The sequence below is a fragment of the Chryseobacterium sp. MYb7 genome (assembly GCF_002979455.1).
Taxonomy (GTDB): Bacteria; Bacteroidota; Bacteroidia; order Flavobacteriales; family Weeksellaceae; genus Chryseobacterium.
Window position 1 is genome coordinate 144,770 of sequence record NZ_PCOU01000008.1, and the last position, 26,677, is coordinate 171,446.

The 26,677-nt window shown below is 35.8% G+C and carries 28 protein-coding genes and 1 tRNA gene; 22 read left to right on the forward strand and 7 right to left on the reverse strand.

Features of this window, described 5'->3' with window-relative positions:
- Positions 1 to 6: 6 nt before the first annotated feature.
- Both CQ046_RS08905 and CQ046_RS08910 read left to right on the forward strand, forming a co-directional pair.
- Positions 7 to 3,189 (forward strand): efflux RND transporter permease subunit, encoded by a 3,183-nt coding sequence (locus CQ046_RS08905; RefSeq protein WP_105701917.1) that lies wholly within the window; start codon positions 7 to 9, stop codon positions 3,187 to 3,189.
- 171 nt (positions 3,190 to 3,360) lie between these two features.
- Entirely contained in the window at positions 3,361 to 4,773 is a 1,413-nt protein-coding gene (locus CQ046_RS08910) for an efflux transporter outer membrane subunit (RefSeq protein ID WP_105701918.1), read from the forward strand.
- A gap of 250 nt (positions 4,774 to 5,023) precedes the next feature.
- Here CQ046_RS08910 and miaA read toward each other — a convergent pair whose 3' ends face one another.
- The gene (miaA, locus tag CQ046_RS08915) at positions 5,024 to 5,944 is read right to left on the reverse strand and encodes a tRNA (adenosine(37)-N6)-dimethylallyltransferase MiaA (RefSeq protein ID WP_105701919.1); all 921 of its coding nucleotides are present in this window, start codon (positions 5,942 to 5,944) and stop codon (positions 5,024 to 5,026) included.
- Between the two features lie 301 nt (positions 5,945 to 6,245).
- Between miaA and CQ046_RS08920 the strand changes: the two genes are divergently transcribed.
- From CQ046_RS08920 to CQ046_RS24040, 4 genes are all read left to right on the forward strand, one after another.
- A complete protein-coding gene (locus CQ046_RS08920; RefSeq protein WP_105701920.1) occupies positions 6,246 to 7,103 on the forward strand; it encodes a YicC family protein in 858 nt (285 codons plus the stop codon).
- Positions 7,104 to 7,189: 86 nt separating this feature from the next.
- On the forward strand, positions 7,190 to 7,753 hold the full coding sequence (gmk, locus tag CQ046_RS08925; protein ID WP_105701921.1) for a guanylate kinase: 564 nt from the start codon (positions 7,190 to 7,192) through the stop codon (positions 7,751 to 7,753).
- Between the two features lie 103 nt (positions 7,754 to 7,856).
- The gene (nadA, locus tag CQ046_RS08930) at positions 7,857 to 8,876 is read left to right on the forward strand and encodes a quinolinate synthase NadA (RefSeq protein WP_034694934.1); all 1,020 of its coding nucleotides are present in this window, start codon (positions 7,857 to 7,859) and stop codon (positions 8,874 to 8,876) included.
- Between the two features lie 53 nt (positions 8,877 to 8,929).
- On the forward strand, positions 8,930 to 9,091 hold the full coding sequence (locus tag CQ046_RS24040; RefSeq protein WP_410493678.1) for a bacteriocin-like protein: 162 nt from the start codon (positions 8,930 to 8,932) through the stop codon (positions 9,089 to 9,091).
- 58 nt (positions 9,092 to 9,149) lie between these two features.
- On the opposite strand, the gene CQ046_RS08935 is transcribed toward CQ046_RS24040, so the two are convergent.
- From CQ046_RS08935 to CQ046_RS08950, 5 genes are read right to left on the reverse strand one after another with little or no spacing between them, the layout of a single operon-like run.
- Positions 9,150 to 9,359, reverse strand: a complete 210-nt coding sequence (locus CQ046_RS08935; RefSeq protein ID WP_105701922.1) for a bacteriocin-like protein — start codon at positions 9,357 to 9,359, stop codon at positions 9,150 to 9,152.
- 36 nt (positions 9,360 to 9,395) lie between these two features.
- Positions 9,396 to 9,593 (reverse strand): hypothetical protein, encoded by a 198-nt coding sequence (locus tag CQ046_RS08940; protein WP_105701923.1) that lies wholly within the window; start codon positions 9,591 to 9,593, stop codon positions 9,396 to 9,398.
- A 60-nt stretch (positions 9,594 to 9,653) separates the two neighbouring features.
- Positions 9,654 to 9,824: a bacteriocin-like protein gene (locus CQ046_RS23535; RefSeq protein WP_156121586.1), complete on the reverse strand. Its 171-nt coding sequence runs from the start codon at positions 9,822 to 9,824 to the stop codon at positions 9,654 to 9,656.
- Positions 9,825 to 9,875: 51 nt separating this feature from the next.
- The gene (locus CQ046_RS08945) at positions 9,876 to 10,070 is read right to left on the reverse strand and encodes a bacteriocin-like protein (RefSeq protein WP_105701924.1); all 195 of its coding nucleotides are present in this window, start codon (positions 10,068 to 10,070) and stop codon (positions 9,876 to 9,878) included.
- Between the two features lie 40 nt (positions 10,071 to 10,110).
- A complete protein-coding gene (locus tag CQ046_RS08950; protein WP_123906596.1) occupies positions 10,111 to 10,344 on the reverse strand; it encodes a hypothetical protein in 234 nt (77 codons plus the stop codon).
- 59 nt (positions 10,345 to 10,403) lie between these two features.
- Here CQ046_RS08950 and thrA point away from each other — a divergent pair, with 59 nt between their 5' ends.
- The 9 genes from thrA to CQ046_RS08995 all read left to right on the forward strand — a co-directional run bounded on the left by thrA (position 10,404) and on the right by CQ046_RS08995 (position 19,792).
- Complete coding sequence (gene thrA, locus CQ046_RS08955; protein ID WP_105701926.1) at positions 10,404 to 12,851, forward strand: bifunctional aspartate kinase/homoserine dehydrogenase I; 2,448 nt, start codon at positions 10,404 to 10,406, stop codon at positions 12,849 to 12,851.
- Between the two features lie 11 nt (positions 12,852 to 12,862).
- Positions 12,863 to 13,789 (forward strand): homoserine kinase, encoded by a 927-nt coding sequence (locus CQ046_RS08960; RefSeq protein WP_105701927.1) that lies wholly within the window; start codon positions 12,863 to 12,865, stop codon positions 13,787 to 13,789.
- Between the two features lie 15 nt (positions 13,790 to 13,804).
- A complete protein-coding gene (gene thrC / locus CQ046_RS08965) occupies positions 13,805 to 15,109 on the forward strand; it encodes a threonine synthase (RefSeq protein WP_105701928.1) in 1,305 nt (434 codons plus the stop codon).
- 4 nt (positions 15,110 to 15,113) lie between these two features.
- A complete protein-coding gene (gene folB, locus CQ046_RS08970) occupies positions 15,114 to 15,482 on the forward strand; it encodes a dihydroneopterin aldolase (RefSeq protein ID WP_105701929.1) in 369 nt (122 codons plus the stop codon).
- Positions 15,483 to 15,518: 36 nt separating this feature from the next.
- Complete coding sequence (locus CQ046_RS08975) at positions 15,519 to 16,883, forward strand: DUF4403 family protein (protein WP_105701930.1); 1,365 nt, start codon at positions 15,519 to 15,521, stop codon at positions 16,881 to 16,883.
- A gap of 44 nt (positions 16,884 to 16,927) precedes the next feature.
- Complete coding sequence (locus CQ046_RS08980; RefSeq protein WP_105701931.1) at positions 16,928 to 17,425, forward strand: RDD family protein; 498 nt, start codon at positions 16,928 to 16,930, stop codon at positions 17,423 to 17,425.
- A 58-nt stretch (positions 17,426 to 17,483) separates the two neighbouring features.
- Positions 17,484 to 17,554 (forward strand) — tRNA-Cys (locus CQ046_RS08985).
- Between the two features lie 277 nt (positions 17,555 to 17,831).
- Positions 17,832 to 18,101, forward strand: a complete 270-nt coding sequence (locus CQ046_RS08990) for a hypothetical protein (protein WP_105701932.1) — start codon at positions 17,832 to 17,834, stop codon at positions 18,099 to 18,101.
- An 857-nt stretch (positions 18,102 to 18,958) separates the two neighbouring features.
- Positions 18,959 to 19,792, forward strand: a complete 834-nt coding sequence (locus tag CQ046_RS08995) for a glycosyltransferase family 2 protein (protein ID WP_105701933.1) — start codon at positions 18,959 to 18,961, stop codon at positions 19,790 to 19,792.
- Positions 19,793 to 20,254: 462 nt separating this feature from the next.
- Here CQ046_RS08995 and CQ046_RS09000 read toward each other — a convergent pair whose 3' ends face one another.
- The gene (locus tag CQ046_RS09000) at positions 20,255 to 20,695 is read right to left on the reverse strand and encodes a hypothetical protein (RefSeq protein WP_105701934.1); all 441 of its coding nucleotides are present in this window, start codon (positions 20,693 to 20,695) and stop codon (positions 20,255 to 20,257) included.
- Between the two features lie 245 nt (positions 20,696 to 20,940).
- On the opposite strand from CQ046_RS09000, the gene CQ046_RS09005 reads away from it, so the two are divergent.
- The 7 genes from CQ046_RS09005 to CQ046_RS09035 form a co-directional block, all read left to right on the forward strand.
- Positions 20,941 to 21,495 (forward strand): YMGG-like glycine zipper-containing protein, encoded by a 555-nt coding sequence (locus CQ046_RS09005; RefSeq protein WP_105701935.1) that lies wholly within the window; start codon positions 20,941 to 20,943, stop codon positions 21,493 to 21,495.
- A gap of 119 nt (positions 21,496 to 21,614) precedes the next feature.
- Positions 21,615 to 23,186 carry an LIC_10190 family membrane protein gene (locus CQ046_RS09010; protein WP_228406916.1) on the forward strand — a complete coding sequence of 524 codons (1,572 nt, stop codon included), beginning with the start codon at positions 21,615 to 21,617 and terminating at the stop codon, positions 23,184 to 23,186.
- Between the two features lie 50 nt (positions 23,187 to 23,236).
- On the forward strand, positions 23,237 to 24,307 hold the full coding sequence (aroC, locus tag CQ046_RS09015; protein WP_105701936.1) for a chorismate synthase: 1,071 nt from the start codon (positions 23,237 to 23,239) through the stop codon (positions 24,305 to 24,307).
- A gap of 17 nt (positions 24,308 to 24,324) precedes the next feature.
- The gene (locus tag CQ046_RS09020; protein WP_105701937.1) at positions 24,325 to 24,888 is read left to right on the forward strand and encodes a thioredoxin family protein; all 564 of its coding nucleotides are present in this window, start codon (positions 24,325 to 24,327) and stop codon (positions 24,886 to 24,888) included.
- A gap of 9 nt (positions 24,889 to 24,897) precedes the next feature.
- Positions 24,898 to 25,437 (forward strand): TlpA family protein disulfide reductase, encoded by a 540-nt coding sequence (locus CQ046_RS09025; protein WP_105701938.1) that lies wholly within the window; start codon positions 24,898 to 24,900, stop codon positions 25,435 to 25,437.
- An 83-nt stretch (positions 25,438 to 25,520) separates the two neighbouring features.
- Positions 25,521 to 25,862, forward strand: a complete 342-nt coding sequence (locus CQ046_RS09030) for a YkvA family protein (RefSeq protein ID WP_105701939.1) — start codon at positions 25,521 to 25,523, stop codon at positions 25,860 to 25,862.
- Between the two features lie 228 nt (positions 25,863 to 26,090).
- Positions 26,091 to 26,677: hypothetical protein (locus CQ046_RS09035; protein WP_133166627.1), on the forward strand; the 587-nt coding region annotated here is incomplete at its 3' end.

Here is a 26,677-nt window from a genome sequence, read left to right on the forward strand (position 1 = left end):
CTTCTTATGTTAAAACAATTTATAGAAAGACCGGTCCTTTCAACGGTCATCTCCATAATACTCTTATTATTGGGAGCTTTGTCTCTCTTTAATTTACCGATTGCCCTCTTTCCGGACATCGCTCCACCAAGCGTTCAGGTAACGGCATTCTATCCTGGAGCTAATGCTGAAGTTGTAGCACGTTCGGTTGCCACTCCTATTGAAGAAGCCGTGAACGGGGTTGAGAATATGACCTATATGACTTCCAACTCCAGTAATGACGGTACCATGACACTTAGTGTGTACTTCAAGCAGGGAGCAGATGCTGACAATGCCGCGGTAAACGTACAGAACCGTGTATCAAAAGCAATGAGCCAGCTGCCTCAGGAAGTAGTACAGGCCGGGATTTCAACCCAGAAGGTTCAGAACAGTATGATTATGTTCATGGGACTGACCAGTGAAAATGAAAAACAATACGATGAATTATTCCTTCAAAATTATCTGAAGATCAACGTTATTCCACAGATACAGCGTATCCCCGGAGTTGCACAGGCTCAGGTATTCGGAACAAGGGATTATTCCATGAGAATCTGGTTGAAACCGGATCGCTTGGCATCAAATAATCTTTCTCCACAGGAAGTTTTGGCAGCCATTAAAGATCACAACCTTGAAGCTGCCCCAGGCCGTCTTGGACAGGGGAGTAAGGAAACTTACGAATATATCCTTAAATATAAAGGAAAACTGAACAAGAATGAAGACTATGAAAATATTGCAATCAAAGCAAATAGTGATGGTTCTTTCTTAAGATTAAAAGATGTTGCACGAGTAGAGTTTGGATCTTATACCTATACTGCTACCAACAGAGTAGACGGAAAACCCGTTGCCGGATTTGCGATCTTACAGACTGCAGGTTCTAATGCCAACGAAATCCTGACAGAAATTGAAAAGCAGGTGAAAGTAATGGAAACCACGCTTCCAAAAGGAGTGAAACCCATTATCATGTATAATTCCAAAGACTTCCTTGATGCTTCAATTCATCAGGTTGTGGAAACGCTTGTTATTGCTTTCGTATTGGTATTTATTGTAGTATTTATTTTCCTTCAGGATTTCAGATCTACATTAATTCCTGCTATTGCCGTACCGGTAGCGATTATCGGAACATTCTTCTTCCTTCAGTTATTTGGCTTCAGTATCAACATGCTTACTTTATTCGCATTGGTTCTCGCCATCGGTATTGTAGTGGATGATGCCATTGTAGTGGTAGAGGCCGTCCATTCTAAAATGGAACAGACAGGGATGCCGGTAGAACAGGCTACAATGAACTCGATGAGTGAAATTTCAGGAGCCATCATTTCCATTACATTGGTAATGTGTGCAGTATTTATTCCGGTTGGTTTCATGCAGGGACCTGCAGGGGTTTTCTACAGACAGTTTGCTTTCACATTAGCGATTGCGATTTTAATCTCAGCAGTGAATGCATTAACATTGAGCCCGGCATTATGCGCGATGTTCTTAAATGATCCTCAGGGAGAACATGGTGAACACGGTCATAAAAAAGGTTTTGGAGCAAGATTCTTCAATGCTTTTAATGCCAGTTTCAACAGCATGACCAGAAAGTATATCTACAGCCTTAAATTTTTAATTAAAAACAAATGGGTTGCGATAGGAGGTCTTGTCATCATTACAGCGGCAAGTGTATTTTTGATCAAAAAAGCACCATCAGGATTTATTCCTACTGAAGACCAGGGGTTCGTATTGTATGCAGTGAATACGCCTCCGGGAAGTTCATTAGAAAGAACACACAGAGCGACGGCACAGATTGATAAAATTATCAACGGTGAAAAAGCAACCAACCACCTTTGGGTTGCGGATGGGATGAACTTCATCAGTAATGCAAATGCTTCTCCATATTCTGCAGGTTTCATTAAACTTAAAGATTATGACAAGCGTGGTGAAATGAAAGACCCGGATCAGATTGCAGCAACATTGACAGGACAGGTAAGCCAGGTAAAAGATGCCAATGCATTCTTCTTCAACTTCCCTACTGTACAAGGTTTCGGTAACGTTTCCGGATTTGAATTCATGCTTCAGGATAAAACAAACGGTTCTTTCGAACAGTTGGGAACAACTACGCAACAGTTCATTGGAGAGCTGATGAAAAGACCTGAGATTGCTTTCGCCTTTACAACATATGCAGCAGGAAATCCTCAGTATACTATTGATGTGGATACGGATAAAGCCAATCAGTTAGGTGTTTCTGTAACAGAATTGATGCAGACGATGCAGATTTATTTCGGAAGCAGCTTTGTATCGGATTTCAACAGATTCGGAAAATATTACAGAGTAATGGCTCAGGCCGATATTCCTTACCGTACAGATGTTAATTCACTGGCAGGAATTTATGTAAAAAATAAATCTGGAGAAATGGTTCCTGCAAAAACTTTGGTAACGTTAAAAAGGTCTTTTGGTCCTGAGACGGTAACAAGAAATAACCTTTTCAACGCAGTAACGATTAACGGAACTCCAAAACCTGGTTACAGTACCGGAGATGCTATTAAAGCAGTAGAAGAAGTTGCTCAGCAGTCCCTTCCGAGAGGATATGGATATGAGTGGACAGGGATTACCCGTGAAGAAATCAAGACAAGTGGACAAACTTCATTTATCTTCTTCCTAAGTATCTTGTTTGTTTACTTCTTACTGGCAGCTCAATATGAAAGTTATATCCTTCCATTTGCTATTATTCTTACCATTCCAACAGGGATTTTCGGAGTATTTGCCTTCACGGGATTAGCGGGAATTGATAACAATATTTATGTTCAGGTAGGATTGATCATGCTGGTCGGGCTACTGGCCAAAAATGCCATCCTGATTGTAGAGTTTGCCGTACAGAGAAGAAAAGCAGGTAAAACATTAATTGAATCTGCACTTCAGGCATCAAGATTACGTTTAAGACCGATCTTAATGACCTCTTTTGCTTTCATCGTGGGAATGCTTCCACTTGTATGGACACAGGGTGCTTCTTCAAAAGGAAACCACTCTATCGGTTATAGTACAGTAGGTGGAATGCTTACAGGAGTAATATTAGGAATCTTTATCATTCCAGTAATGTACGTAGTATTCCAGTATCTGCATGAAAAAATGCCAAGCAGAAAAAAGAAAAGACTTCTGAAAAAACAAATGGAGGAAGAGCTTTTAGCTGCTAGTCACTAATAAAAAAATGAATAACAAAAACTTAGAGAAAATTTTAAGATCATAGGTTTACCTATTTACCTGCCTGTTCTTAATGGTTTACAAAAGCTAACTATTTCCTCCTACTAAAGACAATTTTTGCCTCAACAAAAACCTCTCTAAGTTTTGTATTCAACTAAAAGTTTAAAAACTATGAAACGAGTAAAAAATATTATTCTAACATTTGTGCTGGCAATCGGCTCTGTTTCGTGTGTGTCTAAACTGGCATACACAGAGCCCGAGCTTCCTCTTCCGGAAAAATTCCAGTACACCGCCACTGCAGATACTGCCAGTATTGCCAATCTGGAGTGGAAACAGTTTTTCAGTGATCCTATTTTACAGGGATTGATTGAAAAAGGAATTAAAAATAATTATGACCTTCAGATCGCATTAAAGCAGGTTGCTGCTTCACAGGAAAAACTGAAACAGGCAAAATATATGCAATATCCGGACGTTGGTTTCGGAGTAAGCGGACAGATTTCAAGACCTTCCAAAAACAGTATGAACGGGCAAAGCTTAAATTTATTTTTAGGTTCAAGCCATGTTGAAGATTATAATGCAGCCTTCAACCTTTCGTGGGAAGCTGACATTTGGGGAAAGATCAAAAACCAGCAGGAAGTTTCAAGAATGCAGTATCTTCAAACCTATGAAGGTTCAAAAGCCGTTCAGACTCAGGTAGTAGCAGCTATTGCACAAGGGTATTATAATTTGTTAATGCTTGACAGACAATTGGCTATTGCAAAATCCAATCTGGAACTGAGCAGCAATACCCTATTGATTACACAGAAAATGTGGGAAAGTGGTGATAACACCTCTTTAGGAGTACAGCAGGCAGCCGCACAGAAACAGGCAACAGAACTTCTGATTGCCCAACTGGAGCAAAATATCGCTATTCAGGAAAATGCATTGAGTATTCTAACTGGTGAGCTGCCTAATAAAGTAAACAGAACGATTGAAATGTCTGATACTTCATTACCTCAGAATATCTCCGCAGGACTTCCGGCAGCTATGGTAAGCCGCAGACCGGATGTGCGTCAGCAGGAATTGGTTTTATTAGAATCCAATGCCATGGTTGGAATTGCTCAAGCCAATATGTACCCTGCATTAAAGATTACAGCCAACGGAGGAGTAAATTCATTCAAATTTGATAACTGGTTCCAGATTCCGGCTTCGTTATTCGGATCAGTTTTAGGAGGAATTACCCAGCCTATTTTCCAGAAAAGACAGTTGAAAACAGATCTGGAAGTAGCTAAAATTCAAAGAGAGAAAAATGTTCTGGCATTCCGTCAATCGGTATTAAATGCTGCAGGAGAAATTTCTGATGCTTTGGTTTCCAATGAAAATTTAAAAGTTCAAGAACAAAAAGCTACAGAGCAATCTACTACTTTAAAAGACGGAATTAAAAGTGCACAACTTCTTTACAAAGGAGGTTCAGCCAATTACCTGGAAGTGATTACAGCACAAGGGAATTCCCTACAGGCAGAGTTGAATCTGGCTTCCATTAAAAGACAGAGATTAAGCAGCATTGTAGATTTATACAGAGCACTAGGCGGCGGTTGGAAGTAGTAAATTAAATTATATTTGTTTTAAGATGCGGTTCTTTTCAGAGCCGCATTTTTTTAGTATAAAAACACCCTAATTAATTACAATCTGTACTGTCAACAAAGTGGAATGAAGAATCTTTAAAAAACAATCGATGAGATTCTTCCTTCGTCAGAATGACAAACTAAGCGCTTAGTTTATCCGCACACTATGTCATTCCGTAGGAATCTATATTTTAAAAACTCCTAAAGTCGTTTAATAATGTAAAAGCATCTTATTTTTCAAACTCCTCTGCAAGCCATTTCAACAAATCTTCATACTCTTTTTCAGAATATCCCAATTGTAAATAATGAATATCATCTGCTTTTCTGTACCAGGTCAGCTGGCGTTTCGCATATCTCCGGCTGTTCTTTTTTATTTCTGAAACTGCAAAATCAAGGTCCCACTCGCCATCAAAATATTTGAAAAGTTCTGCATATCCTACCGTATTTAAAGCAGTCAGCTCTTTGAATTTCTCAAGACCTTTTACCTCATCCAACAATCCGTTTTCCATCATAATATCCACCCTACGGTTGATTCTGTCATACAGTTCTTTCCTTTCCGCTTCTATTCCTATACGGATCACATTAAAATCTCTGCCATTTTGAGAAACCGAAATATGTTCAGAATATTTTTTCTCCGTTTGCCAGATAATATCAATAGCTCTTAATAGTCGGCGGTGATTGTGAATATCCACCACATTGAAGTATTCAGGATCGAGTTTTTGTAAGATTCCCTGAAGTTTTTCTATTCCTTCCTGCTCCATCATAGCCTGAAGTTTATCCTGATTTTCAGCATTCGCTTCTGGCAAATCATGCAGTCCTTCTATCACCGCTTTTTCATACATCATGCTCCCACCCACAAGAATTACAGTGTCATGAGTGACAAAAAGTTCATTAAGTTTTTGAAGCGCATCTTCTTCATATTGTCCGATAGAATAATAGTCTTCCACTGAAAGATTTCCGATAAAATGATGAGGCGCTCCAGCCAATTCTTCTTCCGAAGGGGCAGCCGTTCCTATTTTCATTTCTTTAAAAAACTGACGGGAATCACAGGAAATAATCTCCGTATTGAAATACTGAGCCAAATCAATTGCCAATCTCGTTTTACCAATTCCGGTGGGTCCTACTACAGAAATTAAATTTTTCTTTTTCACAGCGCTAATTTACGAAAACGAGTTCATTTGAATTTTTATTTTTAAATACAAAAAAAGCTGCGGATTGTTTTGAACCATTAAGAATATTTAATTTGTTAAGTTTAATTAAGAAAAAAATCCAATAGATTTCTTTTAAGCATTATGCTAAAAGCGAAGCTCATCTTAATATTCTTAACACCTTCATTAAAATCTTAATGGTTTAAAACAAATTTAAAATTAAACAATCAGATCATTTACGTTGAAATTTCATTGTATCACATTATACACTTAATTGTTTATCTTTGTAGAACAATAAAAAACTATGATTTTATCAATGACCGGATTCGGTAGAGCCGAAGATGTTTTTGAAGGAAAAAAAATTACAATTGATATTAAATCTCTGAACAGCAAGAGCTTTGATTTGAATATCAAAATTCCTTTACGTTATAAAGAAAAAGAATTTGAAATCAGAAAAATTCTTAACGATAGAATTATCCGTGGAAAAGTAGACTGCTACGTTAATATTGAGAATCTTGAAGAGTCCAATGATGTAAAAATTAATAAAAACTTAATTGATTCTTATATCAACGAACTTAAAAACATAGCTTCTGACGGACCCAATTTCGAATACCTTAAAATGGCGGTAAGACTTCCTGATGCTATTACATCAAGACCTGACGAATTGACGGAAGGGGAATGGGAAGCTTTGGCTAAAATTGTCCACAACGCCGTAGACAGATTCGAAGAATTCAGAAGAACTGAAGGCAGCATCTTACATGAAGAATTAAACAGAAATATTCAGAATATCGACAAGTATCTTGGAGAAGTAATTCCTTTCGAAGAAGAAAGAATTATAAGCGTGAAAGAGCGTTATCAGAAATCTTTGAAAGAATTCGAAAATGTGGATGAAACACGTTTTTACCAGGAAATGGCTTACTTCACTGAAAAGCTTGATATTTCTGAAGAAAAAGTAAGACTTGCCCAGCACTTGAAATATTACAAAGAAGTAATGGACAATGAATCTTTCAACGGAAAAAAACTGGGCTTTATTTCTCAGGAAATCGGAAGAGAAATTAATACCTTGGGTTCTAAAGCCAATCACGCAGACATCCAGAAACTGGTTGTGATGATGAAAGATGACCTTGAAAAAATTAAAGAACAAACGTTAAACGTATTGTAATGATAGGTATGAGGTACGAGATGTGTGGTTGTCATTTCTAAAAAAGAAACCCAAAACTCGGACCTCGTAACCCGAAATTGTAAAAAATGGATAAAGTAATTATATTTTCAGCACCATCAGGGAGCGGAAAAACTACATTGGTAAAACATTCACTGGAAACATTTCCTGAGCTGGAATTTTCAATCTCATGCACAACGAGACAGCCTAGAGGAAGTGAAGTTCATGCAGTGGACTATCATTTTCTGACACCGGATGAGTTCAGACAGAAAATTTCTGAAGATGCTTTTGTAGAATATGAAGAAGTATATACTGACAAATATTACGGTACTTTAAAATCTGAAGTAGAAAAAATCTGGAAACAGGGAAAAGTAGTTATTTTTGATGTAGATGTAAAAGGAGGGATCTCGCTAAAAAAATATTTCGGTGAGAAAGCGCTATCTATTTTTATAGAACCACCTTCTATTGAAGAATTGGAACGAAGATTGATCTCCAGAGATACAGATGATGCAGAAACCATAAAAACCCGTGTAGCAAAGGCAGAAGAAGAAATGACCTACGCCAGCGAGTTTGACAAGATCGTAATCAATGAAGATCTTGATGCAGCTAAAATAGAAATAGAAAGTTTAATAAAAAGTTTTATCAGTAATTAATGGCTGGAAGATGGAAGAAGGAGGATGGGAGTAAAATACTACACTCAAAATCTAACTTCTAATTTCTAACCTCTAGCTTCTGATAATAAAAAATTGAGGTGATATGAGTACCGAAACATTAGAAAAAGCTAAATCTGCAATTCCTGTCAGAGGATTTCTGGATATAAAAGATATTGCTATTCCTCAGGGAGAAGAATTGGTGAAAGCCATTCTTAAACTGAAAGAAGAAAAAAATGCGGTAATCCTTGCCCATTATTACCAACCTGGAGAAATTCAGGATATCGCTGATTTCCTGGGTGATTCTTTACAGTTGGCAAGACAGGCAAAAGACACCAATGCTGATATGATTGTATTCTGCGGAGTACATTTCATGGCAGAAGCCGCTAAAATTCTGAATCCAACTAAAAAAGTAGTTCTTCCTGATACCATGGCTGGATGCTCTCTTGCAGATGGTTGTTCCGGAGAAGGATTGAGAAAAATGCGTGAGCAGCACCCGAATGCTTTAATTGCTACTTACATCAACTGTAATGCAGAAACTAAAGCAGAAAGTGACATCATCGTAACAAGTTCCAATGCTGAAACAGTTATTGAAGCCCTTCCGAAAGACAGACCAATCATCTTCGCACCGGATAAAAACCTGGGAAGATATCTGTCTAAGAAAACAGGACGTGATATGATCCTTTGGGATGGAAGTTGTGTAGTACACGAAGCATTTTCAATGGAAAGAATTGCCCAGCAATTGGCTGACAATCCGGATGCTAAACTGATTGCACACCCTGAAAGTGAAGAAGCTGTTTTGAAACTGGCTCACTTCATTGGTTCTACTTCTGCTCTGTTGAACTATGTAGAAAAAGATGACTGTCAGAAATTCATCATCGCTACAGAAGAAGGTATCCTTCACGAAATGAGAAAACGTGCACCTCACAAAGAACTTATTCCTGCATTAGTTTTTGACGAAAGCTGTAACTGTTCAGAATGTTTCTACATGAAGCGCAACACCATGGAAAAATTGTATTTATGTATGAAATATGAGCTTCCTGAAATTCTTATCGACGAAGAATTAAGATTAAAAGCATTGAAGCCTATTGAAGCCATGCTTGATCTTTCTAAAAGCATAAAATAATTTTTTTTGTCATTCAATATTTATTATATTTAGCATCCAAACTAATAATAAATATGAAAAATCTAAAAAAATTAGACCGAAGAAGTCTTAAAAATGTAAATGGAGGCGGTAGTACTTGCAACTTAAACTGTGAAATACATGAAACCTGCGGTTTAGGATGCAACGGAGAATTGATCTGCGTACCAAGAGGAATGTACATCCCCGATAATTGTTAATAAAATAAAAGCACTGTTTTCACAGTGCTTTTTTATTGCTATTAAAACAGATATTATTTTAAGAAACTCCTCCGTCCACACATTCCATACTTACCAACACACACATTTTACAATGGTCAGGAAGTCCCTGATAAGCAGAACATGGGTATTGATATTCTGGACCATCTCCGAATGTAGCATGCTGCGGGCATCCTGCACATCTTGACGGACCTGCTGCTCCATTTAATTGTTCAAGCTCTTTTCTGTTTAATTTCTTTAAATTTTTCATAGTCGTTTTAATTAAATTTTTGATTTTGATTTTTCATTAAGCTTCCAGAATTGGGCAGCTACCTGGGATGGTTGGATCATAAGGGAAAAGGTAAAGACAAACTTTACGCCCTTTAAAATCTGTACATACAGCACAGCCTTTTGGTCCACAGTCAAGATCTACAGCACATTCGTCTCCACCTCCTCCCATAATAGCTCTTAAGCTTTCTCTGTTTAATTTTTTTGAATTTTTCATGGTAGTTTTATTTTAAATTAAATTTTGATCGTTTTTTTATTAGACAAAATCAGTCAATATTTACAGCATCGGCGCATAGCAAGTACCTCCCGGCTTTAGCCAGCATCCCCATTTTCCACCTCCTCGGAAACAGACAAATTGCTCTCCACCACATGCTTCAATCTGAATATCAGTGAAGCCACCCTTGATATTTTTCTTATCTTCTCTTGATAATTTCTTGATTGTTTTCATATTGTAATAATTTTAGTATTTCTTGAATAACAATAAATTGTATTGTTCACATTAATTAGGACCAAAGCACTCAAAGCTTACCAGTACTCTTCCTTTACAGCATTCCGGTAAAGCATAATAATCAGCACATGATCTTGGTTCACCAGGTCCGTAAGGTCCGGCAGGACAGTTTTCAAAACAGTTGTTTACATTACCTCCACTGATGGATTTCAGATTTTGACGGTTTAATTTTTTTAATTTTTTCATGGTTATTTCGTTATTAGTTAACATTATAAATGTAACATTTTTAATCAATTACACCAAATATATCTCCAAAAAAGGAAATATATTTTATTATGTTAAAAACTTGGCTGTTCCAAAATAATTTGTACATTTGTTCTGTTACAATGAATGTATTAAGAAACATATCTGATATTTCTACCCTGAAATCACCTATTTCAGGCATATCTTCCGTTTCTACATTCACAACTACAACAACTACCCCATAACGGGGTAAATTTTCACATATTATTTCCGGCACCCGTACTCTTTTTTTAAAGAGTAACCATTTCTTTTTATCCAACTTCAAAAAAATAATTGATGAAAGTTTTAAAATTCGGCGGAACATCAGTCGCCCATTCTCAGAATATCTTACTGGTGGAAAACATCATAAAAAGTGAATCTTTAAAAAGCAAAGTTGTTGTTATCGTATCAGCTCTACATGGCGTTACTGATCAGTTAATCAAAGCAGCAGAATATGCTTCATTAAAAGATGAAAGCTATATTCAGATTGTTCAGAATCTTGAAGAAAAACATATCAGTCTGGTGAAAGATCTTTTCCCAATCACAGAACAAAGTTCATGGCTAAGCTTTGTAAAAAAGCATTTCAACGATATTGAAGACCTCTGCAATGGAATTGCAGTACTTGGTGAATTGACAGACAGAATAAAAGATAAGATAGCTTCTTATGGAGAATTTCTGTCATCAAAAATCATAGCAGCAAGACTCCAGCATGAAGGATTAGATTGTGCATGGATGAATTCTGCAGAGCTGATCAGAACGGACAGTAATTTCACCCACGCAAAAGTAGATTTTGACTCTACCGAAAAAAATATTATCAATTTTGTGAATGAAAATCAGAACAACATCATCATAGGTCCTGGCTTTATAGCTCAAGACGAAAAAAATAATGCAACAACATTAGGAAGAGGAGGTTCTGATTACACAGCTTCCATTATTGCCGCATCTATTCATGCAGAAGAACTTCAGATCTGGACCGATGTAAGCGGGATGATGACTGCTGATCCCCGTCTTGTTTCCAATGCTAAACCTATTTCGGAAATATCTTATCATGAAGCGATGGAACTGTCTCATTTTGGAGCAAAGGTGCTTTACCCGCCTTCCATTCAACCTGTTATGGTAAAAAATATAGACCTGATCATCAAGAATACTTTTGATACTGGTGCACAAGGAACTTTAATTTCACATCAGCTGAAATCTTCAGAGAATGAAAAACAGATCGCAGTAGGGATTTCAAATATGAACAATATTGCCCTGCTCACATTGGAAGGAAGTGGTATGGTGGGAATTCCGGGTATTTCAGCAAAACTTTTTCAGTGTCTGAGCCATGAAAAAATAAATGTAATCCTGATTACTCAAGGATCTTCGGAACATTCTATCACCATTGCTATTGAGGAAAAAGAAGCTTTGCGTGCAGAACATGCTATCAATTCTTCTTTTGCTGATGATATCAATCTGGAAAGAGTGTATGCTGCAAAAATTGAAACAGGGCTTTCCATTGTGGCTTTGGTAGGAGAAAGTATGAAAAGCAGAAGTGGTGTGAGTGCAAAAATGTTTGGATGTCTCGGAAATAACGGAATCAATATAAGAGCAATTGCTCAGGGATCATCTGAAAGAAATATCAGTATTGTCATTTCAGAAAAAGACAGTAAAAAAGCAATGAATGTACTTCACGAAGAATTTTTTGAGTCTGAAGTTAAACAAATTCACCTCTACATCTGTGGAACCGGAAATGTAGGTTCAAAACTGATTCAGCAGATTTATGATCAAAATGATTATTTAAAAGAAAACTTTTTAATCAATCTGAGAATTGCAGGAATTTCCAACAGTCGTTATATGGTATTTTCCGATCAGGGAATATCAAAAGAAAACTATCTTATCTGGGATCAGAAGGGTGAGAAAGCCTCTGCCAGGGAATTTGCTGATGAAATTATCCGCAGAAATCTTAGAAACTCTGTTTTCGTTGATGTAACGGCAAGTGCTGATGTTCCTGAAGTGTATGAAAGCTTATTAAACAGAAGTATTAATATCGTTGCCTGTAATAAAATTGCAGCTTCTTCAGATTTCAAAAAGTATAAAACATTAAAAAATACAGCGCGAAACCACAGTTGCAACTTCTACTTTGAAACCAATGTAGGTGCAGGACTTCCGGTAATAGGAACCATCAACGACCTCATCAAAAGTGGAGATCGGATTCAATCTATTAAGGCTGTATTGAGTGGGACATTGAATTTTGTATTTAATGAGTATGACGGAAGCAGAGCTTTTTCTGAAGTAGTGGCTCAGGCTCAGAAGGAAGGTTATACAGAACCCGATCCGAGGCTTGATCTATCTGGAACAGATGTCGCACGAAAAATTTTAATTCTGGCCAGAGAAGCCGGATATCCCCTTCAGTTTGATGAAATTGAAAACATCGGTTTTCTTCCGGAAGAATGTATGCAAGGAAGCGTTGATAACTTTTATGAGAAACTTACGGTGTATGAAGAGCATTTTAAAAACTTATTGAATAAAGCAAAAGCCGAAGGAAAAATATTAAAATATGTCGCAGAATTTGAAGATGGAAAAGCCAAAGTAGGTCTGCAGCATATTGCTCCGGAAAGTGATCTGTTTCACCTTTATGGTAAAGACAATATTGTTATTTTTAAAACCCTGAGATATTCTGAACAGCCATTAGTCGTAAAAGGTGCTGGTGCCGGTGCTGAAGTGACAGCAAGCGGAGTTTTTGCAGATATTATTCGTTCTATTTAAAAAATACATTTATGAAAAAAGTAAAATTAAAAGTCCCTGCTACTGTAGCCAATCTGGTTTGCGGATTTGATATTCTGGGAATGGCAGTCCATGATCCATACGATGAGATGGAATTTAAATTACTGGAAACTCCCGAAATTATTATAAAACATACAGATTCTTTCGGGCTTCCAGAAGAGCCTTCTAAAAATGTTGCTGGAGTTGTCCTGTTAAAAATCCAGGAATATTTTAATATGAAAAACGGTTTTGAAGTCATTATCCATAAACATATTAAGCCTGGCAGCGGGCTCGGCTCCAGTGCGGCAAGTGCCGCCGGAGCAGCCTTTGGAGCTAATCTTTTATTAGGAAACAAACTCTCGAAAGAGGAAATGATTCATTTTGCCATGTTTGGAGAAGAGCTTGCTTCAGGAGTACGCCATGCAGACAATATCGCACCATGCATCTATGGTGGAATTACTTTGGTAAAATCTACCAGCCCGATTGATATTATTCCCTTGAATAGCCCTGATTTATTTGTAACTGCTGTACACCCGCAAGTGGAAGTTAAAACTTCAGATGCCAGACAGATTTTAAAGAAAAACATCACCTTAAAAAGCGCAGTAGAGCAATGGGGAAATATAGCCGGACTCGTTGCAGGAATTCAAAAAAATGACTTTCAGCTGATTGGAAGGAGTCTTAATGATGTCATTATAGAGCCCATCCGAAGTATCTTGATTCCGAAATTTGACGAAATCAAAGCAAAAAGTTTACAATTGGGTGCCTTGGGAGGCGGAATTTCCGGTTCAGGGCCTTCTATTTTTATGCTATCCGAACAAAAAGGAACAGCAGAAAAAATTGCCCGGATGATGCAATCAGTCTATGATTCAATTGAAATAGAAAGTTTGGTGTACGTTTCAAAAATAAATCCGGCGGGAATCCAAATCGTTGAAGAAGCTTAATCTTAAAAAAAAGAAATGAAATATTATAATTTAAAGGACCATTCGGAAAAAATTGATTTCAAAGGGGCAACCATAAAAGGTCAGGGGAAAGAAAAAGGATTGTTTTTTCCGGAAAGTATTCCTCAGTTTGATGAAGAATTTGTTCAAAATCTTGATCAATATTCTAATGAAGAAATTGCATACAGGTGCATGAAAGATTTTGTGGGAGATGAAATTCCTTCAGAAATCTTAAAAGAAATTGTTGAAGAAACTGTCAGTTTTGATATCCCTTTGGTCAAGATCAATAAACAGATATCTATATTGGAACTGTTTCATGGCCCTACCTTAGCTTTCAAAGATATTGGCGCGAGATTCATGAGCCGTTGTCTGTCTTATTTCCTGAAAGACGAACAGAAAAAAGTCACTGTTCTTGTAGCCACTTCAGGAGATACGGGTGGAGCTGTTGCCCATGGTTTTTATAAAATCCCACAGATTGATGTAGTGATATTGTATCCAAAGAACAGAGTAAGTCCGGTTCAGGAGAAACAGCTTACGGCATTGGGAGAAAACATTTCAGCATTGGAAGTCAACGGCAGTTTCGATGACTGTCAGAATCTTGTAAAACAGGCTTTTTCGGATGAAGAAATCAACAGCCAGTTGTTTCTGACGTCTGCTAATTCTATCAATGTGGCAAGATGGCTTCCCCAGCAGATTTATTATTTAATTGCATTGAAACAATGGAAACAATATCATAAGGAACATCCGGTAATCTGTGTTCCTAGCGGAAATTTCGGAAATATTTGTGCCGGATTGCTTGCTCATTTCAGAGGTTTACCTGCCAATCATTTTATTGCGGCCTGTAATGCCAATCATGTCATTCCGGATTATTTTGCAACGCAAAACTACCAGCCACAAAAAGCAGTCGCTACCCTATCCAATGCCATGGATGTAGGAGATCCGAGTAATTTTGTAAGAATTCTGGAACTTTTCGGGCATCAGTTTGAAACATTGAAAAATAAAATATCAGCTTATTCCATTGATGATGACAAAACAATGAGCACCATTACGGAAGTCTATGAGAAATACGGATATATTCTGGAACCTCACAGCGCTGTGGCATTTGCTGCAATGGAACAGTACTTGCAAGAAAATCCTGAGCAAAAAGGATTTATCCTGGGTACTGCTCATCCGGTAAAATTCCCTGATGCTGTGGAAAAAGCGATTCATACTCAGATTGAAATTCCGGAAACATTGAATGAACTTATGAAAAAGGAGAAAAAAACTGTAGAAATAAATTCAGATTTTGAAGAATTAAGACGATTTTTGCTTCATAAAATCTGAAGCAATGAGCAAAATATATCTTGAAGATGTAAGAATATATGCGTACCATGGTGTACTTCCCGAAGAAAATATCATCGGAACGTATTATATTCTGAATGCAGAACTTCATACCGATCTGTGGAAAGCCGCCACATCTGATGATTTGCATGACACCATAAGTTATGCGGATATCAATGACATCCTTCACGGCGAAATGAAAATAAAATCCAAATTATTGGAACATGTAGCCGGAAGAATCATCACAAAAATTCATGACAGCTTTCCACAGGTCGATTATATTAAATTAAAAATAACGAAAACAGCCCCACCAATGCAGGGAGAAAAGAAAGGTGCCAGCATTGAGCTTGAAAAGAGCTTTAAACCGGAAAATTAAAATGCTTATTTTCGTTTCATTAAAAAAACATACAAATTGAAATTCGTTAAAATATTATTTTTAGCAATAGGGATCAGCACTTTTGGTCAAACCGGTGTTGATAATCAATTGGCGGCTTATAACTTCCCTAAGATCAAATCCAGCATTACAATGCCTGTGACGATTCCTCTTTCGGAACTGAGCAATATGATCAATGCTTCTGTGAAAGATCTGGTGTATCAGGATGATTCTTATACTGATAACAACAATGACCAGTTCAAAGTAAAAGTCTGGAAGACCAGACCTATCCGTCTTGTAGGAGGAACCAGCCAGAATTTACTGATTGAAGTTCCCTTAAAAATATGGGCAGAAAAAGGAATTGGTACTTTGGGAGTGTATACCTATCAAAATACCACTTTTGAAACGGTAATGTCTTTCAATACCACGGTTACTTTTAAAAACAACTGGACAATCACTACGAATACCCAGCCGAACGGTTTCAGATGGGTAAGCAAACCAGTGCTTGATTATGGAAGAATACAGATTCCTATTACCTCCATTGTTGAAAAAAGTTTAAAAGAGCAACAGGAAAAATTCTGTAAAACGATAGACCAGCAAATGGCTACGCAGCTGAACTTCCAGCAATATGCCTTAATGGCGTGGAATACTTTTCTGCAGCCCTTCAATATTTCGGAAGAATATAATACCTGGCTTAAAGTAAGCCCTGTGGGTGTTAATATCACTCCTTTGAAATTTTATGGAAACCAGATCAATGCTACTCTTGGGGTGGATATTTATTCGGAAACTTTTACAGGAAATAAACCTTCCGCTTCTTCCCCAGTGACAAGTGTTGCTAATTTTAACTCCACTCCTACTGTTGCGGATAAGTTTATTTTGCAGACAACAGCCAATATTCCTTTCACTGAAGCAAGCAATATGGCAAGAAAAACTTTCCTGAACAAGGAGTTTGATGTTCGTGATTCTAAAGTGAAGGTAACCGATATCAGAGTATATGGTGTTGATGACAGAGTGGTTATTGAGGCTCAGACTGACGGCTATATCAAAGGAACATCCATTATTTCAGGGATTCCGGTGTATGATGAAACCAAAAGGAAGATTGTTTTATCGGAAACGAAATTTAAACTGAAAACAACCAATATCCTTCAAAAAACAGCTTCCCTCCTATTTCAGGGGAAAATTGTAAAAATGATTGAAGAAGAATACGGTATTCCTACTCAGGAACTGGAAGAAACTTCAAGAAAAAGCATCGAAGAAGCCTTTAACAAAGAATATTATAAAGGTTTAAAGATGAACGGAAAAGTATTCAATCTTAAACCAAGTAAAATTTTACTCAGCAATACAGGAATCACAGCCGTTATTGATACCAATGCTTCTTTAAAATTATTGGTCAATGGCTTCTAGAACTTCAAATAAAAAATTAAACTAAAAAACTAATAATCTTATACATGAAAACAATTCTAAATGTTGTTGAATATAACAAAGCTTCATCAGGGATCAGACTTGCTAATAATTTTCTTGACCTTATAGTACTATATATTATTAATTATCTCCTCTCTACTGTTTCTAATCTTCTTTATGAGGCCACTTCAATTGAGTTTTTCTACTTCTATAGTAATGGAAATTTATTATGGCAAATTCTGATTGGAAATTTCAATTATTGTCTTTATTATTTTTTGATGGAAAATTATTTAGATGGGAGAACCGTTGCAAAATATATTACAGGAACCAAAGTAATCAGTACAGACGGTACAAAACCAACCACCCAGCAAATTATTTACAGAAGTCTTTCCAGAATTGTCCCTTTTGATGGGTTATCATTTCTTGGCGTAAACGGATGGCATGACAGCTGGAGCGAAACAAGAGTAATTAACATCAAAAATTATCAGGCTGAAATTCAAGCAAAAAGCGAAATAGAAGCTCTTGGAAAGAAAGAAATTGCTTAAAAACTTTTGTTCATAAAGAAATTTTGCTATATTTGCACACCTCAAAAATGGTAAAAATGGTACTTTGGCCGAGCGGCTAGGCAGTGGTCTGCAACACCATCTACAGCGGTTCGAATCCGCTAGGTACCTCAGAAAAAACCTCTAAGTTATTTAGAGGTTTTTTTGTTTCTATTTCTTACCTCACCATACACATATATTATTATATTTATGGAAAAATAATAACCATATCTTTAATAAATAGCTAACCATGTTTTTATCAATATCATCAACACACATTATCATTTCAGCAATTATATTAACCCTATTGATGTTAGGTGGTATTTATGGCTTTTACAGATTAATAAAATATGCCGTTAAAAAAGGGATCAAAGAATCCATAGAAAAATAATACTAAAATCAAATACTGATGATACACTTTACCCCTGAAGAAAAAAACCTCATACTCGCAGCAATACAGTATGAAAAGGAAATACAAGACAAAGCTGATGATGAAGAAATAGATTATGTGGAAGAAATAGAAGAGGAAATTCAAAGAGAAAATGTTTTTATTTCAAGAAGGAATATAGACTCTATCGGCATTTATCTGGGACACTTACTTGATAAAGCAGATCAATATAACAATGCTGAAGTTCTGTCTTTAGAAAGTAAATTAGATGATTTATCAAACCTGCCTTAATAAATATCCCTGCCACTTAGCGGGGATTTTTTATTTCAATTCAAAAAAAAATCCTCGGAAATTCCGAGGATAAAAACTAATAACCATGAAAACTCAAATTAAACATGAGTTACATTACTATATCGAAAAATCGTGCCAAGAATATCATTTTTGATAAAAAAAACCTATTTATTCCTATAATATCATTTTTGTGATTTCAGCATTTTAAACCGATTTTATAGATGCTTTAAAATCCACTTCATAATTATTTATAATTAATTAAAACATTTCCAACATCAGAATGTAAATATTAAAAAAAAAATAATTTACAGTTTCATAAAATTAAATTCATATTAAAGAAACATATACTTTATTGACCTTCAAAAAAAAACTAAACCAACTCTCTATTTGCATAATTTATTCTTTATCTAAATCAGATGACATAATATTTGTCATCTGTAATACATTACATGAAAAAGCCTCCAAAAAATGAAGGCCTCAAAAAACACAAATGATGAAAAAAAATTTTATATCAGAGATAAAAATTAATTTATCTGTTGATTCTAGCACCAAAGATATACCAGTCTTTATTTTTATTTTATGAGTATAATCATAAAATTATTAATTCTTTTCAATAGTGAATTTCTGGATGGCAGACGATATTTCTCAAAAAAAGACAATAAAGAATCATAAAATAATAATTAAACATTGGATTAATTTTAAAATATTCTATATTTCTTATTAATAAATAATATTTAAAGAATAATAACAATTCATAATAGGTAAAATATATTAAAAAAATATCAAATACACCATGATCCATGTTAAGTTTTTAATCTGCATTATTATATAATTTTACATTATTAATTCAAAAGAACGTGATAAAATTTTCTATACTTATAGCCCACTATAATAATGGAAAGTATTTTAAAGAATGCTATCAATCCTTAATTAATCAAACCTATGAAAACTGGGAGGTGATTATTATTGATGATGCTTCTACAGATCATTCAGTAGAGATGATCCAGTCTCTGATCAAAAATGATTCCCGATTCAAACTCTATCATAACATTATCAATCAAGGTTGTGGTTTTACAAAAGCGGCCTGCATACAATATGCTCAGGGAGATCTGTGTGCTTACCTGGATCCGGATGACGCCATTTATCCCGAAGCACTTGAAAAAACCGTTCATGAATTTATACACAAAAATGATCTGGCAGCCGTTTATTCCCAAATGAGACTTTGTGATGAAAATCTCACTCCCAAAAGCACATATGCCGGCACCAAGCAAATCTACAACAACCGTTATTTTTTTAATTGCCCTATTCAGGTTGCCCATTTCTTTGTATTCAAAAGGGAAACATATTTAAGAACAAAAGGCATTAATCCTAATTTGAAAAATGCGGTAGATCAGGATCTTTACTTAAAAATATTGGAACAAGGAGAAGTAAAATACCTCAAAGAGCCTCTATATTTATACAGAATTCACTCCCATGGAATTTCCCAGGATAAAGCAAAACAAAGTGCAAAAGAATCATTTGCCAGAGTAATCCATGAGACCATGAAGAGACGAGGACTTAAAGCAATTAACAACAAAACTGTTCCTGAAATTTTTACCAGTTCACAGGAAATATTTGAACTTCTTAATTATCAGAATAATCGAATAGAACGCCTAATCAGCAAAATAAAAGTTACTTTGGATAGTATATAAAAAACAAAAGACTTCTCGTTTCGAGAAGTCTTTTTGATAAAATATGGAATGAAAATGTTTTATCAAATCTACCATATGCTGCTCAATTATTATATGAGCAGAATCATAAACTTTAATATTATAATAACCTTACATGAAAAGGCCTCCTGATGGAGGCCTAAAAAACACAAATGATGAAAAAAATCTATTTAGAAAAATCCAAACAGAATATTGTAAAATCATTCATCATAACCGCTTAATTATTTTTCTTTTGAAGAAAAATATAATACAAGGCCGGAATTGAAGAATGAATACTTCTATAAGAGTCAAACTGCATCCTGAAGATTAAATCAATCTCAATTTTATGCCATTATGATAGTTGCATAAAAATCAACAAAGATCACAGATATCCATTGAATATCTAAAGAAAAATCTTCATTTCTGGAAGGGTAAATTTAGCTAATTATTTTTTGGCTCACAAACCTATTCTTCCCAGACGATTGGAATATATACCGTGATATATCCGTCAGAATCTACCTGTGCATCAGAAACTGTAGCAACTACTGTTCCATAACCTACCCAGCCACCTTGTCCCTGCATTGCAGAAAAAGTGTAAGTTCCCGCAGGAAGACCATCATAATACTGAGGAACCGACTGAAATCCACCACCATAATACGTATCATACACTTCTCCGGTGGTCATATTTTCAGCAACAAAACTTCCTACATCATAATTTCCTGAAAGGATTTTTGCTCCACTTTTAGAAAGAAGACCATAACGGATTTTATAAGTCTGAGCCTTTGGTGCCTTATCCGATACTTCTGAACAAATCTTATTGCCTTCTATTATTTCTCCAGAGGAAAACGACGTTGTAACAGTCAGCAATCCAATCCATGCTGATACTGTAAAAATTGATTTTTTCATATTAAAAAGTAATTTGGTAGTTCAAAAATAATCAACTTATATGAATTCAATAAAAACTATCAGTGAATTAAAATTTACAAATACTCCCGAAATCCTGCACCAGCAATATAAAACTAAGCGTTATTAGAAATTACTTTGGTGATTTAATAATAATTTTAACACTCATTAACTAAAATTTGGCTTCATAATTGAAAATAAAACTAAAATTAAAGTCGTTTTGGCTTTATCGTATTAAAATTTGAATTATGAGAAAGATAGTATTAGCAGGTTTTTTATCCGTCTTGTTAATGACGGCCTGCAAGAAAGACGACAGCGTTGCAGAAAAGTCACTGGAAGCACAGAAACTTGAATTTCAGGCCAGACAACTTGAAATAGAAAAACAAAAACTGGCTATTGAAAAGGAAAAAATGGTCTATGAAGCTCAGAAAAAAGCAGACAGTATATCCGAAAGCAAAAAAGCAAGAATTGCTGCTGAAAATAATTCAAGACCAAAAGTAATCAGAGAAACAAGAACAATATATAGAGACAGAAGCTCAAACTCTAATTCCGGAGGAAGCGGCAACGGAAGTTACGCCAACAACGGAAGTGGTACTTCACAGGGAACTACCCAGAAAAAAGGATGGAGTAAAGCTGCCAAAGGAACCGTTATTGGTACTGTAGGTGGAGCTGCTGCCGGAGCCCTGATTGCCAAGAAAAACAGAGGACTGGGAGCTGTAATTGGTGGTGTTGTAGGAGGTGCTACAGGATATACCATTGGTAGATCACAGGATAGAAAAGACGGAAGAGTACAACCCCGTTAATAAATATTTTTAAGAATAAAATATAAAGATTGCTTACTTTTAAGCAATCTTTTTTTATGATATTAATTCTGTTTTCTTCCATTTTTATCATTCCTGTCCTCATGGGCTGGGGGAAAATCATGGAAAATATACGGGGAATTTTATTCCAGGGAATCTCAGGAAAAATCTTATCCGGAATTCTGGGCATAAGTCTGATATGGACATTTATTTCTTTTTTCATCCCTTTAAATATGAAAGTAGAACTCCCTTCCATCCTATTGGGATTATTGCTTTTCTTTAAAGATAGATTATATCAGGAATTTTATAAGTTTTCAAAAAAAGATTTTGCATTATTGGGCGCAAGTTCTCTTATTATTATTTTTGCAGGCTCTTTTTATCCTTATATATTAGATCATTTTGGATACTATGTTCCCACTCTGAAATGGCTCACAGAATATGGACTGGTAAAGGGAATTTCAAATATAGACCTAACGCTCGGGCAAATGTCTGTATGGCATATTTTTCAGGCTGGATTTTCCAATTTCTCTGATCCGTTTTTGAGAATCAATTCCATACTGCTCATTATCTACAGTATTTATATCATTGAAAGAAAAAGCTGGATCCAGCTTTGTTTTCTTCCTATATTATTACTGTTTTCACAGTCGCCAAGCCCGGATCTGCCTGTTATTATTTTTTCTCTAATTATTTTAAATGAAACCATAGCAGGAAACAGAAATACCAAACTCCTTTTTGCATTTTCGGTATTTGTTTTTGCGATAAAACCTACTATGATATGGCTGCCTGTACTAACATTCTTAAGTTCGGTATTTATTTTTAAGAACAGCTTCAGACCTTTATTTTTAGGAATTATCATTCTCTTACTTTTCTTTGTGAAAAACATCTGGGTATTCGGTTATCCTGTTTTTCCCGTAGCTATAGGCGATTTTGGAGCATCCTGGAAACCTAATCCGGAAGTGCTAAAAACCTCATCACAATTTGCGATCATGAAAACCTATGATATGCAGTATACGTATGAGGAAATTCAGAAATTTTCGATAGTAAATTATATCAAAAACTGGTTTTCTCTGGAAGGAATCAAATCCAAAATCAATATTCTTTTTGTTCTGAGCCTGGCCGTTTTCTCTGCATTTGCCTTGATAAAAAAGAAAAAAATGATCACCCTAATCTGTATCTCATTATTAGTAAAAAGTGTATTAATCCTTACTTTTTCTGCCCAATACAGATTTTTTTTAGATGTTTTTTTTGTAATATTCTTTGTTCTGTTTTATGAATATTTTGATCAAAAGAAATCTATTATTGTCTTTTCTGCGCTCAGCTTATTTTTCATTTCAATCTTATCCTTTCCGGAATTTATCCAGAAATATATTCCAAGTTTCAGAGTGGGAAGTTTTATGACAGGATTTGAAAAGAAACAGCTTTACCAGCCTTCAACCTACGAATACCATCAGTTTAATACATTTAAGGTCGGGAATTTTAAATTTAATATACCCCATCATTACCCTTACAGTTTTGATACACCCATTCCTGCAGTGAGCCCTAATTATATTTTTGATTACGTAAAAGCAGGAATTTTCCCTCAGCTTTTAGACAAAAATGATCTTAAAAAAGGGTTTATCTGGAAAAAAATGACTTCAGAAGAAGAAAAGGAAGCCCAAAAGGTTATCAATAATATCAAAAACACTTATAAATAGAACAAATCCAGAAACTTTATTATCTGAAGAAAAAAAGGTAATTTTGTATTATGTTCAACACATTAGGTAATCTTCTTAGTCTTACAACATTTGGAGAAAGTCACGGAGTGGCTTATGGCGGTATCATCAATAATTTTCCGGCAGGTTTAACGGTAGATCTCGATCAGGTTCAGTACGAACTGAACCGAAGAAAGCCCGGCCAGTCAGCAATCGTTACACAAAGAAAAGAAAGTGACACAGTAAAGTTTCTTTCCGGAATCTTTGATGGAAAAACAACAGGTACCCCAATTGGTTTTATCATTGAAAACGAAAATCAGAAATCGAAAGATTATGATCATATCGCAGGGGCATATCGTCCAAGCCATGCAGATTTCACCTATGACCAGAAATTTGGTTTCAGGGATCACCGCGGCGGCGGAAAATCTTCTGCAAGAGAAACAATGAACTGGGTAGTAGCAGGTGCACTTGCGAAACAGCTTTTATCCAACATTGAGATCAACGCTTACGTTTCTTCCGTAGGGGATATTTTCTGCGAAAAACCATATCAGGCCTTAGATTTTTCTCAAACGGAAAGCAATGATGTTCGCTGTCCTGATGCTGAAATGGCGGAAAAGATGATTGCAAGAATCAAAGAAATAAAAAAAGAAGGTAATACAATCGGCGGAACCATCACTTGTGTGATTAAAAACGTTCCTGTAGGAATTGGTGAACCTATTTTTTCAAAACTTCAGGCCGAACTGGCAAAAGCAATGCTTAATATCAATGCCTGTAAAGGTTTTGAATATGGAAGCGGTTTCTGTGGTGCCAAAATGACAGGAAAAGAGCACAATGATGCTTTCAATACAGATTTTACTACAAAATCTAATCTTTCAGGAGGAATTCAGGGAGGAATATCTAATGGAATGGATATCTATTTCCGTGTAGCATTCAAACCTGTAGCCACAATATTGAGACCTCAGGACAGTATTGACAAAGACGGAAATCCTGTAATCGTAGAAGGAAAAGGCCGTCACGATCCTTGTGTAGTTCCGAGAGCGGTTCCTGTAGTGGAAAGTCTTGCTGCATTTGTACTGGCAGACCTGTTTTTGATCAACAAAACAAGAAACATCAATAATTTTTAACATAAATATTTTTGGTAATGAAAAATTACTGGGATAAAGGAATTTCTTTTGAAGAATATCTTCAGATTGCAAAAGAAAGATTAGAAAATCCTGCCAACCAACAGGAACTTGACTATAAACAATATTACGAACTGGGTCTTCAAAGAATGGACAGAACGGTAAAAAAATACGTTCCGGATGAAGATCAACTGAAAGAACTTGCTGCCAAAAATTTTGACGGAAAAATTTTAATCATTTCCGAAGCATGGTGCGGAGACGCAAGCGCAACTGTGCCTGCTCTTTTCAGATTTTTTGAAGGACATAATGAGGTAAGAGTCTTCCTGAGAGATAGTGATAAAAGTCTAATCAATCAGTTTCTGACCAATGGTACGGAATCTATTCCTAAAGTAATTATCCTTGATAAAGACCTTAATGTAAAAAACTCATGGGGGCCGCGTCCAAAATACGGATATGAACTCCTGATGAAATACAAAGCTGATCCTGAAGTATATTCAAAAGATATGTTCTATAATGATCTGCAGATATATTATGCTAAAAACAGAGGAAAAGACGCTGTTCAGGAAATTTTGGATCTTCTATAAAAAAGAGATATGAAAAAAAGTATCATTTATATTGTAATCATAGCAATCATTGGTGTTGTTGCATTTGTTCCGGGAGTAAGAAATTTCCTTAAGGATACATTCTTTCCGGTAGCTACCATTGAAAATGCTGTTCACATCAGTGAAGAAGATTACGATATAGAGCTTAAAGGAATAAATGCTCCAAGCACCAATCTTAAAAACTTTAAGGACAAAGGGGTTTTCCTTAATTTCTGGGGAACATGGTGCCCGCCTTGCAGAAAAGAATGGCCTTCTATTCAGAAACTGTATGATACCAGAAAAGATCATGTAGATTTTGTTCTGATTGCCATGAATGATAAGGAAGAGGATGTAAGAAAATTTTTAAAAGAAAATAACTATACCGTTCCTGTATATATTGCTCAAAGCCCTATTTCTGAGAAAATTCTTCCAAAGGTATTCCCTACCACTTTCCTTCTGGATAAGCATGGAAGAATCCTTATTAAAGAGGATGCTACAAAAGACTGGAACACAGAGACTGTGCATCAGTTCATTGACAATATTATCAAATAAGATTTTAACTAAATTTTATAATTTATTGGTACAGGATTTGCGAATTTAATAGCGTTGAAAAATTTATTAAATCCTAACACAAAATGAAATATTCAAAATTAAATCTTGCAAAAGAAGCCATCAATCACAAGGGCTTTATAAAAAAGATCCCTGATATTTTCAGAATGGTTAAAATGTGGAGAAAAGGAGTCTATCCAATGAGATCCATAGACATTATTCTTCCTTTACTGGGAATTTTATATGTACTCTCCCCTATTGACCTGCTTCCTGAATTTGTGATACCGGTATTGGGAGTAATGGATGACCTGGCAGTATTGTCACTTACCATTCCGAAACTCATCAAAGAGGTAGACAAGTTTTTATTATGGGAAGCCGAACAAAAATACAGTGGAGCCCAAATCATTGAGGCTGAAATCGTAAAATAACAGTTTATTATATTTTTCACACCATCCTGGTCCATCCGGGATGTTTTTTTATGTCACAATATCAGGATTTTTTTTATTTTTGTTTTTAAACCAACACAAAAACACAATGAAAAAAAATGTTATCCTAATTGATGATATTATCTATCATCGTATCTTACAATTTGACCCGAAAATTAATACCTGCCTAAATAACTGTCAGCTGAGAGTTGGTAATATATTACATTAGCCATGACAGGAAATATTATCGGGAATCAAAATCCTCTGGTAGGTGCCGCCTACTCCTACGAAGTACAACCTTCCGATCTTTCATTCGGACTGAGGGGTGAATATGAATGGTATATTTATAAGAAACAAAAAAACGGAAGCTGGAAAGACATCACAGATAAGCCTAAAACTGGTCAAAAAGTAACTTACAAATTTGGAGAAATAGCGCTGGGAATAGAATTTCAAATGAAAGTCTATGAGACTAAGAAAGGAATTTTACCCGGACTTCCAGATACCAAAGAGCTGGCAGGTACTCTTACCATTATCCCAACCAGTAACAAGGTCCCGAAAATAGATAAAGTAGTGCTCTTCAACAGAGGGGCAAAGGACGTCAATAAAGCCAGCTACCGCGATACCCTTATTGCGCAGGCTCATTGCATCGCTATGTTCAACAAGGAAATAGAATTTCACCTTTGGGAAGATGATGCTCCAGGCAAAGGTCATGATCCGGTCATCAATAAAAATAACCGACATACCCGAAGCTACAAAGCTCTGGTGAATGCAAATGGGATAGCAGAGGTCAAAATACCACTGATGTCTGATGAAAAAAT

Coding starts and splice junctions, on each gene's coding strand:
- CQ046_RS08905 (WP_105701917.1), top strand. CDS start 7: ATGTTAAAACAATTTATAGAAAGACCGGTCCTTTCAACGGTCATCTCC.
- CQ046_RS08910 (WP_105701918.1), top strand. CDS start 3,361: ATGAAACGAGTAAAAAATATTATTCTAACATTTGTGCTGGCAATCGGC.
- CQ046_RS08920 (WP_105701920.1), top strand. CDS start 6,246: ATGATTTTATCAATGACCGGATTCGGTAGAGCCGAAGATGTTTTTGAA.
- gmk (WP_105701921.1), top strand. CDS start 7,190: ATGGATAAAGTAATTATATTTTCAGCACCATCAGGGAGCGGAAAAACT.
- nadA (WP_034694934.1), top strand. CDS start 7,857: ATGAGTACCGAAACATTAGAAAAAGCTAAATCTGCAATTCCTGTCAGA.
- CQ046_RS24040 (WP_410493678.1), top strand. CDS start 8,930: ATGAAAAATCTAAAAAAATTAGACCGAAGAAGTCTTAAAAATGTAAAT.
- CQ046_RS08935 (WP_105701922.1), bottom strand. CDS start 9,359: ATGAAAAATTTAAAGAAATTAAACAGAAAAGAGCTTGAACAATTAAAT.
- CQ046_RS08940 (WP_105701923.1), bottom strand. CDS start 9,593: ATGAAAAATTCAAAAAAATTAAACAGAGAAAGCTTAAGAGCTATTATG.
- CQ046_RS23535 (WP_156121586.1), bottom strand. CDS start 9,824: ATGAAAACAATCAAGAAATTATCAAGAGAAGATAAGAAAAATATCAAG.
- CQ046_RS08945 (WP_105701924.1), bottom strand. CDS start 10,070: ATGAAAAAATTAAAAAAATTAAACCGTCAAAATCTGAAATCCATCAGT.
- thrA (WP_105701926.1), top strand. CDS start 10,404: ATGAAAGTTTTAAAATTCGGCGGAACATCAGTCGCCCATTCTCAGAAT.
- CQ046_RS08960 (WP_105701927.1), top strand. CDS start 12,863: ATGAAAAAAGTAAAATTAAAAGTCCCTGCTACTGTAGCCAATCTGGTT.
- thrC (WP_105701928.1), top strand. CDS start 13,805: ATGAAATATTATAATTTAAAGGACCATTCGGAAAAAATTGATTTCAAA.
- folB (WP_105701929.1), top strand. CDS start 15,114: ATGAGCAAAATATATCTTGAAGATGTAAGAATATATGCGTACCATGGT.
- CQ046_RS08980 (WP_105701931.1), top strand. CDS start 16,928: ATGAAAACAATTCTAAATGTTGTTGAATATAACAAAGCTTCATCAGGG.
- CQ046_RS08990 (WP_105701932.1), top strand. CDS start 17,832: ATGATACACTTTACCCCTGAAGAAAAAAACCTCATACTCGCAGCAATA.
- CQ046_RS09000 (WP_105701934.1), bottom strand. CDS start 20,695: ATGAAAAAATCAATTTTTACAGTATCAGCATGGATTGGATTGCTGACT.
- CQ046_RS09005 (WP_105701935.1), top strand. CDS start 20,941: ATGAGAAAGATAGTATTAGCAGGTTTTTTATCCGTCTTGTTAATGACG.
- CQ046_RS09010 (WP_228406916.1), top strand. CDS start 21,615: ATGGAAAATATACGGGGAATTTTATTCCAGGGAATCTCAGGAAAAATC.
- aroC (WP_105701936.1), top strand. CDS start 23,237: ATGTTCAACACATTAGGTAATCTTCTTAGTCTTACAACATTTGGAGAA.
- CQ046_RS09020 (WP_105701937.1), top strand. CDS start 24,325: ATGAAAAATTACTGGGATAAAGGAATTTCTTTTGAAGAATATCTTCAG.
- CQ046_RS09025 (WP_105701938.1), top strand. CDS start 24,898: ATGAAAAAAAGTATCATTTATATTGTAATCATAGCAATCATTGGTGTT.
- CQ046_RS09030 (WP_105701939.1), top strand. CDS start 25,521: ATGAAATATTCAAAATTAAATCTTGCAAAAGAAGCCATCAATCACAAG.